Source organism: Actinomadura sp. 7K507 (assembly GCF_004348425.1).
Classification (GTDB): Bacteria; Actinomycetota; Actinomycetes; order Streptosporangiales; family Streptosporangiaceae; genus Spirillospora.
In genome coordinates, this window is record NZ_SMKK01000299.1 from 1 (window position 1) to 9,952 (window position 9,952).

The 9,952-nt window shown below is 70.4% G+C and carries 8 protein-coding genes and 1 tRNA gene; 8 read left to right on the forward strand and 1 reads right to left on the reverse strand.

Translation table 11 applies throughout. From position 1 onward, the window contains the following. The 8 genes from E1285_RS39970 to E1285_RS40005 form a co-directional block, all read left to right on the forward strand. Positions 1-1,293 (forward strand): DUF2637 domain-containing protein (locus E1285_RS39970; RefSeq protein ID WP_132159808.1); only part of this gene is annotated, 1,293 nt, incomplete at its 5' end. Next, positions 1,290-3,533, forward strand: a complete 2,244-nt coding sequence (locus E1285_RS39975) for an FtsK/SpoIIIE domain-containing protein (protein WP_243723382.1) — start codon at positions 1,290-1,292, stop codon at positions 3,531-3,533. The genes E1285_RS39970 and E1285_RS39975, both read left to right, overlap by 4 nt. 142 nt (positions 3,534-3,675) lie before the next feature. Further along, the gene (locus E1285_RS39980) at positions 3,676-3,948 is read left to right on the forward strand and encodes a hypothetical protein (RefSeq protein ID WP_132159809.1); all 273 of its coding nucleotides are present in this window, start codon (positions 3,676-3,678) and stop codon (positions 3,946-3,948) included. Between the two features lie 148 nt (positions 3,949-4,096). Then, positions 4,097-5,107, forward strand: a complete 1,011-nt coding sequence (locus tag E1285_RS39985; protein WP_132159810.1) for a DNA cytosine methyltransferase — start codon at positions 4,097-4,099, stop codon at positions 5,105-5,107. Beyond that, positions 5,104-6,216: a bifunctional DNA primase/polymerase gene (locus tag E1285_RS39990; RefSeq protein ID WP_243723383.1), complete on the forward strand. Its 1,113-nt coding sequence runs from the start codon at positions 5,104-5,106 to the stop codon at positions 6,214-6,216. The genes E1285_RS39985 and E1285_RS39990 overlap by 4 nt, the downstream gene beginning before the upstream one ends. Next, positions 6,213-7,796 (forward strand): YfjI family protein, encoded by a 1,584-nt coding sequence (locus E1285_RS39995; RefSeq protein ID WP_207947168.1) that lies wholly within the window; start codon positions 6,213-6,215, stop codon positions 7,794-7,796. The genes E1285_RS39990 and E1285_RS39995 overlap by 4 nt, the downstream gene beginning before the upstream one ends. Positions 7,797-7,835: 39 nt before the next feature. Further along, a complete protein-coding gene (locus E1285_RS40000; RefSeq protein WP_132159812.1) occupies positions 7,836-8,033 on the forward strand; it encodes a helix-turn-helix domain-containing protein in 198 nt (65 codons plus the stop codon). Next, on the forward strand, positions 8,033-9,445 hold the full coding sequence (locus tag E1285_RS40005; RefSeq protein WP_132159813.1) for a tyrosine-type recombinase/integrase: 1,413 nt from the start codon (positions 8,033-8,035) through the stop codon (positions 9,443-9,445). Before E1285_RS40000 ends, E1285_RS40005 begins: the two co-directional genes overlap by 1 nt. 140 nt (positions 9,446-9,585) lie before the next feature. Here E1285_RS40005 and E1285_RS40010 read toward each other — a convergent pair. Further along, a tRNA-Arg gene (locus E1285_RS40010) sits at positions 9,586-9,658 on the reverse strand. Positions 9,659-9,952: the final 294 nt, after the last annotated feature.

Here is a 9,952-nt window from a genome sequence, read left to right on the forward strand (position 1 = left end):
GCACACCCCATGACCGCCACACCGTTCCACGCACCGGCGACCCTCGGCGCACAGGCCACCAACCCGCACGCCGCCGAACCCGCCGCCGTCCCGCTCCGACCGCTGACGCCCCCCAACGAGCCCCCCACCGACCCGGCGACCGACGCGACCGCCACGCGTGACACCGCCGAGGGCGCCGCGTCACAGGGGCGTGCGCTGACCAGTAACGAGTTCACCGCGGTCGCCGTGGTGGCCGCGCTGGTGACGGTGCTGGGGCTGCTGGGGTTCGTCAACAGCTTCACCGCGGTCGCCGATGCCGCCCGGCCGTCGTTCGGGAGGCTGGCGTGGTCGGTGCCGATCGGTATCGACCTGGGCATTGCGATCTTCGCCGCCCTCGACATCGTCCTTGCCCGCCTGGACATGCGGGTGCGGTGGCTGCGGTTCATCCCGTGGGCGCTGACCGCCGCGACCGTCTACCTCAACGTCGCCCAGGAGTCGACCGTGTTCGGCCGCATCGCACACGCGATGCTGCCGGCGCTGTGGGTGGTTGCGGTGGAGATCGCCGCGCACGTGGTCAAGGTCCGCGCCGGTATCCACGCCGGAACCCGCATGGACGGCATCCGCACCTCGCGGTGGATCCTGGCCCCGTGGCCCACGCTCAAGCTGTGGCGCCGGATGGTGCTGTGGGAGATCCGCTCCTACCCCGATGCGCTGGCCCGTGAACGCGCCCGCGTCCTGGCGCTGACCGACCTACAGGACACCTACGGCCGGTGGGCATGGCGCCGCCGCGCGCCCCGCCGCGTCCGCGCCCTGTACCGGCTCGGCGACCTCGCCGAGGGCACACCGTCCACCGGACCCGCCGCGCAGGTGACCGCTGTCCCGTCCGCCGGACCGGGGATGGACGGTCCGAGCGTCGCACCGGTGGACCGTCCGGCACTGGAGTCCGGACCGTCCACCCCACCGGCCGGTGGACCGTCCACCGCGCCGTCCCGGACCCGCAAGCCGACCGCGGCACCCAAGCGGGGGAGCGGTCCCGGTGGACGGTCCGCCCGCCCGTCCCGGACCAGTAAGACCGGCAAGACCGCGCCGCCGCCGGACGTGGAAGACCTCATGCCGCTGGCTTGGAGCATCGCCGCCGACCTGACCGCGACCGGCGAACCCTTGACCCGCAACACCCTGGCCGCCCGGCTGCGGACCGCCGGACAGACCGCCGGTAACGCCCGCGTCGGCGCCCTGCTGGCCCGCCTCAAGACCGAAGCCCCCACCGACCCCACCGCCGCCGCGCCGTCCGCCAAGGGAGACACCCACTCATGAACCACGCCAAGGCCATGGGCGAAGTCGTCCGCCTCCCCGTCCGCCACGCCGACCACGCCGCCGACCCGGCACCCGACCTCGACGCTCCGCCCGCGCCCGGCGACGCTGGCGCCGGTGTCCCGCCGACCGACCCGCCCGCGCCCGGCCCGGACCCGTCCGGCGACGGTCCCGAGGACGACGGGGACGCGCTTGAGGGTCGCGTGTTGGTGGACGGCCCCGACACCTACCGCCCGGACGTGCGCGCCCACCGGACCGCCAGCGAGCGTGCCAAGCGTCGCCCGATCATCGCGCCGTGGCTGCGTGACCGTGACGAGGCGCGTGCCACGGTGCGGTGGGCGGTCGGGTACGCCGGACACGTCACCGGCTACCACACCGCCCGAATCCCGCTGTACTCGCTGCGCCTCGCGCTGCGGTCACCGCGTGGGCTGTACCGGGTGACCGCGGGCGCGTGGCGGTGGACGTTCGACCTCGACGCCCGGCCGCTGCGCACACACGCCATCGACCGCCGCAACGACGAGTCGTACTTGAAGCTCATGAGCGAGCGCAACGACCGCGTCCGCGCCCGCATGTTCGTCACCGGCGCCGGTGTGGTCGGCGGCGGGCTGGCCGCCGCGTCGGTGGCCGCCGCCGGTGGCGTCACCCAAACCGCGGTGCTGGCCGCGCTGGTGTTCCTGCTGGGGTGGATCGGCACCCCCACCGACCGCAGCGTCCTGGACACCGCCGTCGTGTCGACCAAGGCACCCAAACTCACCTCGGAAATCGTGGTGCGGGCGCTGGCCGCGCTCGGCAATGCCGAGATCAACAAGACGGTCGGCAAGGGCGGTTCCGGGATCACCTTCCCCGCGCCGATCACCCGTGACGGCCCCGGCTGGCGCGCCGAGGTCGACCTACCGTACGGCGTCACCGCGACCGACATCATGGAACGCCGCGACCGCCTCGCCTCCGGCCTACGCCGCCCCCTGGGCTGCGTGTGGCCCGAACCCGCCCACGACCAGCACGCCGGACGGCTCGTGCTGTGGGTCGGTGACCAGGACATGAACCAGGTCAAGCCGAACGCCGGCCCGCTGGCCAAGGCCGCCGCCCGCGTGGATCTGTTCAAGGCGGTCCCGTTCGGCACCGACCAGCGCGGACGCCCCATCACTGTCGAACTGATGTACGCCAACGCGCTGTTCGGCGCGATGCCCGGCATGGGCAAAACGTTCGCGCTGCGCGTGCTCGCCCTGGCCGCCGCCCTGGACCCGTCCGCCGAATTGCGTGTGTACGAACTCAAGGGCACTGGTGACCTGTCGGCCATGGAGAAGGTCGCCCACCAGTACGGATCCGGGCAGGATGACGAGACCCTCGCCGCGGCCCTGGAAGCGCTCCGCGAGGTCCGCAAGGACCTGGAACGCCGCGCCAAGACGATCCGCAAGCTGCCCAAGGACATCTGCCCGGAGAACAAGGTCACCCCGGACCTGGCCGCCAAGCGGTCGCTGCGGCTGTACCCGTCGGTGTTCGTCCTGGACGAGTGCCAGAACCTGTTTGCCCACCCTGACTACGGCGACGAGGCCGCGCGGCTGGCCATCGACATCATCAAACTCGGCCGCGCCCTGGGCGTGATCCTGCTGCTGGCCACCCAGCGGCCCGACAAGGACTCGTTGCCGACCGGTGTCTCGGCGAACGTGGGGCTGCGGTTCTGCCTGAAGGTCATGGGCCAGACCGAGAACGACATGATCCTTGGCACCTCAATGTACAAGAACGGGATCCGCGCCACCACCTTCACCAAGAAGGACAAGGGCATCGGCTACCTCGCCGGCGAGGCAGACGACCCGCAAATCGTCCGCGGCTACTACATCGACAACCCGGCCGCCGACCGCATCGCCGACCACGCCCGCGCGCTGCGCAAGGCCGCCGGCACCCTGACCGGCTACGCCATCGGCGAGGACACCGCCCCCGACGCCGACGAGGGCGCGTCCCTGCTGGAAGACCTCGCCGCCGTCATGGCACCCGGCGAGGCCAAGGTGCACTCGCAGGTGCTGGTTGGCCGCCTCGCCGAACTTCGCCCGGCCGCCTATGGCCCGTGGGTCGACCTCGACGGCATCGGCAAGGCCAAGCAACTCGCCGCCGCGCTCAAGCCCTACGGCATCGGCACCCCGCAGGTTTGGGGACAGGACGAAACCGGCAAGGGCCGCAACCTCAAGGGCGTCCACCGCGACCACGTCACCGACGCCCTCAACGCCACCCGCCGCACCGACCCGTAGACCGCCGCCGCGCCTCTAGGTCTAGAGGCCACCACCTCTAGACCTAGAGACCCCTCTAGACACCCATCGGTCACCTGACCAGTGATCTAGCGCCTAGACACCCCACCTGCGACAACCCCGGAAACCGCCCTGGGAGGCATCTGTGAGCCCCCTGATCGCCGCCGCTAGCGACACCACCCACCCATCCGGCATGTGGATCCTGCTCGCCGTCCTCGCCGCCGCCGGCTACCTGCTCCACTGCGTCATCTGGCCGTATCGGGCCTGCCCTAAATGCCAAGGCGCTGGGCGGTTCCGCTCCCCGTCCGGCCGCGCCTGGCGCTACTGCAACCGCTGTAGCGGGCGCGGCGCCCAACTCCGCCCCGGCCGCCGCGTCTGGACCCACCTCAAGGGCATCGACCGCGACCGCCGCAAGTAACTCGACCGGCGCCGACAGGCGCCGCACCCTCGCCCCAGAAGACGAGACGGGCGGCCCGGCGCACAAGCCACCAAGCACGCCGCCGGACCGCCCTACCCCAACCGCTCACGTGCCCCAACGAGGCCCGCGATATGGAGGTACACCCATCATGACCCGCACCGGTGCTCGCGTCGCGCTTCCGGCCGGATATGGCACGCGATTGTCACTCGGTTCGCTGTGCACGGGGTACGGCGGGTTGGACCTAGCCGCCGCCGAGGTGCTCGACGTCCATCCGGTGTGGGTCGCCGACCCCGCCCCCGGCGCCGCCGCCGTGCTGGCCCACCGGTTCCCGGACGTGCCCAACCTCGGCGACCTGACCGCCGTCGACTTCGGCCAGGTGCCGCGGGTGGACGTGCTGTGCGCCGGGTTCCCCTGCCAAGACCTGTCCTACGCCGGCCGTGGCGCCGGTATCCGTGAAGGGACCCGTAGTGGACTCTGGCACCTCATCGCCGACGCCGTGGGCGTCCTACGACCCCGCTACCTCATCCTGGAGAACGTCGCAGCCATCGTTGCCCGGCGTCCCGGACTCGACGTCGTCCTGTCCGACCTTGCCGCCCTCGGGCTCACTGCGGAATGGGCATGTGTACGCGCTTCCGACGTCGGCGCCCCGCACACCCGCAACCGCTGGTTCCTGCTTGCTGAAGACCCCCACCGCGCAACTGGCGGTCAACGGCGGCAGCCAGCACCCGGCCAAGCGCAAAGCGGGAGGGCACGGCCCGACGCTCGCCGACGAGGTGGAACACCTCCTTCCAACCCCGGCAGCTCGGGACGGCAAGGGCCGCGACCTGCCATCCCGGACCGGCGGCCCGTCACTGCCGACCGTGCTGTCTGGGGACCTTACGCCCCCGCCATCGGCCGGTGGGAGCACCTCACCGGCCGGACAGCTCCTCCTCCCACTGAACCCACCGGCCGCGACCGAGCCCACCGGCTGAGCCCCCGCTTCGTCGAGTGGCTCATGGGCCTGCCAGGCGGATGGGTCACCGACGTCCCCGGCCTGTCCCACAACCAGCAACTCACCCTGCTCGGCAACGGCGTCGTCCCCACCCAGGGCGCCGCCGCCCTGGCCGCGCTGGTCGACCGGATCACCGCCGACACGCCATCGGAGAGGACCGCCGCATGACCGCCCAGATCCGGCACGCCTGGCAGCGCCACGACGCCCACAACGCCGTCTGCGCCCGGTGCGGCACCCACGCCCAGAAACGCCCCGCCCCTTACGAGCAACGGTGGTTCACCGAGTGGCGCCTACCGGACGGCACGCACGTCACCGACTACGACGGACAGCCGGCGCCGCCCTGCCACCCGACCGGCACCCCGGACGCCAGCAGCGCCGAGGGCAGCGACGCCGGCGACGGCCCCGGACTCATGGTGACCGCGCTCGCGCACGCCGCCCACGGCTGGCACGTGTTCCCGCTGCGCCCCGGTGACAAGCGGCCCGCGCTGCGCAACGACTGGGAGCGCCGCGCGACCGCCTCCGACCGGGCGCGTATCTGGCGGTGCTGGCACCACGCCCCTTACAACATCGGGATTGCGTGCGGCCCCTCCAACCTGGTGGTGGTCGACCTCGACCGACCCAAGCCCGGCAAGATGCCGCCGCCCGAGTGGGACATGCCCGGCGTCAACGACGGCGCCGACGTGCTGGCCGTGCTGTGCGAGCGGCACGGCCAGCCCTTCCCCTACGAGACCCACACCGTGCGCACCCCGTCCGGCGGAACGCATCTGTACTTCACCGCCCCGCCCGGCGTGCGGCTACGCAACACCGCCGCCCGGTTGGGGTGGCTGGTCGACACCCGCGCCCACGGCGGCTACGTCGTCGCCGCCGGCAGCACCCTCGACGACGCCGGCGCCTACGTCACCGCCTACGACATCGACCCCGCCCCTCTCCCGCCATGGCTGGCCACGCTCCTAGCCGAGGACGAGCGTCCCTCGACGGCGCCGGCGAGGATGCCCACCCTCGACGGCCCGCACGCCGCCGGATACGCCGGCGCCGCGCTGCGCGCCGAGGTGCAATACGTCCTGGACGCCCAACCCGGCACCCGAAACCACACCCTCAACGCCGCAGCGTTCGCCCTCGGCCAGCTGGCCGCCGCCGGCGCCCTGCCCGAGGGACTCGTCTATGACTGCCTGACCGCCGCCGGCCACACCATCGGCCTGACCGCACGCGAATGCGAGGCCACCATCACCAGCGGCATGCGCTCCGGCGCCCGCAAACCCCGCGGGAGCGCCGCATGACCCACGCTGACAGCATCCTGGCCGCCGCCGACGCTGGCGAACGCCTCGCCCAACTCCACGGCCAGCCCGCGCCCGCGTGGGACGCTCCCGTTCCCCTCGGCGCCCGGCAACGCCTGCCCGCCTACCCCGCCGACGCGCTCCCCGCATGGGTCGCCGACCACGTGACCGCCGTCGCCGAGTTCACCCAAACCCCGATCGACCTATCCGGCTGCCTCGCCCTGGCCGCGCTGTCGACCGCCGTCGGCGGCCGCGCCATCGTCAACGTGCGCGGCACCTGGATAGAACCGGTCAACATCTTCACCGTCGTGGCCATGCCGCCCGGATCCCGCAAATCCGCCGTGTTCCGCGCCATGACCCAACCCCTCCTCAACGCCGAACGCCACCTGGCCGAACGCACCCAACCGCACATCATCGAAGCCGAACTAGCCCGCCGCGTCGCCAAGGCCGCCGCCGAGAAAGCCGCCGGCGTCGCCGCCGGATCCGGCACCCCCGGTGGAGACCCTGACGCGCTGGCCAACGCCACCGATGCCGCCATGACCCTCGACGCCATCAAAGTGCCCGTCCTACCGCGGCTGGTCGCCGACGACATCACCCCGGAAAAGGCCGCCTCACTGCTGGCCGAACAAGGCGGACGCCTCGCCGTGCTATCCGCCGAGGGCGGCATCTTCGCCACCGTCGCCGGCCGCTACTCCTCCACCCCCAACATGGACGTGTTCTTGAAAGGCCACGCCGGTGACATGCTGCGCGTCGACCGCCAAGGCCGCACCGAACACGTTGAACACGCCGCCCTCACCCTCGGACTGGCCGTACAACCCGAAGTCATCACCGACATCGCCGCCATGCCGGGATTCCGCGGCAAAGGACTACTCGGGCGGTTGCTTTACGCGCTCCCGGAAAGCAACATCGGCCGCCGCCGCATCAACCCGCCCCCGCCAGCCGAACAAGTCGTCTCCCACTACGACACCCAACTGCAGAACCTCGTCAACGCCCTGCACGACTGGGACGACCCCGCACGGCTGCAACTCACCCCCGAAGCCGACGCCGAACTACTCGCCCTGGAAACCCGCACCGAACCCCGCCTACACCCCGAAACCGGCGACCTCGGCCACCTCGCCGACTGGGCAGGCAAATACGTCGGCGCCGTCGCCCGCATCGCGGGACTGCTGCATCTCGCCGCCCACGTCAACGACGGATGGCGCATCCCAATCAGTGCAGAAACGATGCGCGCCGCCGCACGGCTCGGCGAATACTTCACCGCCCATGCAATCGCCGCATTCGACGCCATGGGCAGCGACCCCGACCAACACGCCGCACGCGCCATACACGCCTGGATCGAACGCACCAAGCCCGAGCAATTCACCGTCCGCCAACTATTCAGCAAACTCCCACGCAGCAAATTCCCCAAAGTCGCCGACCTGGAAGCACCCCTAGACCTACTCGAACAACACGGCTGGATCCGCCGCCAACCCGACCCCGAACGCACCGGCCCCGGACGCCGACCCTCACCCACCTACCTCGTACACCCCGACCTCTGCGGAACCGGCGCACAACCACCAAGCACGCCGCCGGAAGCCCGCTAACCGCTCGACCGCTCCAGCGCTACAGAAACGAGGTCGCCCGTGAAAACGGCAACCCGTCAGACAGAAAAGCTCACGATCAAGGAAGTTTGCGCCGAACTTCACATCAGTCGGCGCACCTTCTATGAGTGGCGCGCGAAGGGACGCGCGCCGCGGTGCATCACGCTCCCCAACGGTTCATTGCTCGTCCGGCGTAGCGAACTGAACCGGTGGCTGGATGAGCGGGAGGAAGCGGCCTAATGGAGGAAGCAACGTACAACGTCAGGGTCTACAGCATCGAGGAGCGTAAGAACAAGGCCGGTAAGGTCACCTCCTACCGACTGGAGTGGAAGACCGACCGGGAACGCTGGAAAGCATCGTTCAAGCGCCTCGCTCAAGCCGACGCCTTCCGAAGCGCTTTGGTGACAGCAGCCCGGAGCGGAGAAGCGTTCAGCCTTGCCACTGGCGAACCCGTCATGTGGAAACGAGGCGAGAAAGCCGACATGAGCTGGTACGACTTCGCATGTGCCTACGTAGACATGAAGTGGAAGGGTGCCGCAGCGAAGTACCGGCAAGACATCGCGCGAGCGCTGACCGCTGCCACGCCGGCGATGCTCCCCACGGAGCAAGGAAATCCGGACGCCCGGCAGTTGCGTTCAGCCATGCACCGGTGGGCGTTCAACACCAAAGACCGCGCGAACGCACCGAAAGACGTGGCCGTCCTCCTTGCGTGGCTCGCGCAGAACTCCAAGCCCGTATCCTCACTTCAGGAACCGGCGAACGTGCGGGCTCTGGTCGATGCTGGTACCTCGTTGCTGAACGGCAAGAGAGCCGCGGCGACTACGGTCAGGAAACACCGAATGCTGCTGTCCAACGCGATGGACTACGCGGTAGAACTCGGCCTACTGGCCGAGAACCCCATCAAGGCGCTCAAGTGGCCGAAGCTCCTGAGTACCTCCGAGGTGGACCGGCGTAGCGTCGTCAACCACCGTCAAGCACGGGCGCTGCTGGCCGCAGTAGGGAAACAAGAACCCAGCGGGCAACGACTCGTGGCGTTCTTCGCCCTCATGTACTACGCCGCCCTACGTCCCGAGGAAGCGAGCAATCTGCGTAGGGAGAACATCACCCTGCCCGCTCTCGTCTGGAACCCGGACAGTCGTCAGATGGAAGAGCCCGCCGACGCATGGGGAGAACTCCACTTTGGCGTTGCCGCGCCGTACGCCGGCCGCGCCTGGACCGATGACGGCGCGCTGTACGAAGAACGCGCCCTCAAACACCGCCCGGACGGTCATATGCGGACCGTGCCTTGTCCGCCCGTGCTGGTCCGGATCCTGCGCGCCCACTTGGCCGAGTTCACTGATGCTCCCGGCGGTCGCCTCTTCTACGGCGTGCGCGGGGGAGAGCTGCCCAGCATCACCTACCGGCGTGCGTGGCGGAACGCCCGCAAGAAGGCTCTGACGGCCGACGAGCACGCCTCGCCGCTCGCCTCGCGCCCGTACGACCTGCGACACGCTTGCGTGTCCACCTGGCTCAACGCGGGCGTCCCGGCGCCCCAGGTCGCCGAGTGGGCGGGCCACAGCGTAGAAGTCCTCTTGAGGGTCTACGCCAAGTGCATCGTCGGCCAGGACGAGGCCGCGCGCCGGCGCATCACCGACGCCCTTGACGCCGACTGAGCCACTCGTCCCCGTGGGGACGCATTGGGGACAGCCAACCGCATAGGCCCGGATCCAGCCGCACACAACCGCACATAGCAAACAAGCCCCTGACCGGCGTTCACGCTGGCCAGGGGCTTGTTTTGGCTGATCAACCTAGGCGCCTCCGGCAGGATTCGAACCTGCGACACCCGCTTTAGGAGAGCGGTGCTCTATCCCCTGAGCTACGGAGGCGTGTCGTCGCTCGCGGCAAGAGCGTAGCGGACGGCACCTACAGAGTAGGGGAACGGGCGCGGTGCGCGCTCCTGCTTATGGGACAGGTGGGGGCTCTAGGCCTGGTGGGGTCGCGGTGGGTACGCTTCGGTGCCGTGACCGGTCGGCATCGTGGGCAGCCCAGGGGCAGGGCTGCCGGAGACGAGGTGGACGAGGCTGCCCCTCCGGGTACTGCCCCTCCGGGTAAGCGCATCGGCGTTGTCGCCGGCGCCTTCGTGGTGCCCGTCGTGCTGGCCTCCCTGATCGCGTTCGGGG

What these genes read in the sequence shown, in the direction of transcription:
- E1285_RS40005 (WP_132159813.1), top strand. Translation starts at nt 8,033, where the DNA reads ATGGAGGAAGCAACGTACAACGTCAGGGTCTACAGCATCGAGGAGCGT.
- E1285_RS39985 (WP_132159810.1), top strand. Translation starts at nt 4,097, where the DNA reads ATGACCCGCACCGGTGCTCGCGTCGCGCTTCCGGCCGGATATGGCACG.
- E1285_RS39990 (WP_243723383.1), top strand. Translation starts at nt 5,104, where the DNA reads ATGACCGCCCAGATCCGGCACGCCTGGCAGCGCCACGACGCCCACAAC.
- E1285_RS39995 (WP_207947168.1), top strand. Translation starts at nt 6,213, where the DNA reads ATGACCCACGCTGACAGCATCCTGGCCGCCGCCGACGCTGGCGAACGC.
- E1285_RS39975 (WP_243723382.1), top strand. Translation starts at nt 1,290, where the DNA reads ATGAACCACGCCAAGGCCATGGGCGAAGTCGTCCGCCTCCCCGTCCGC.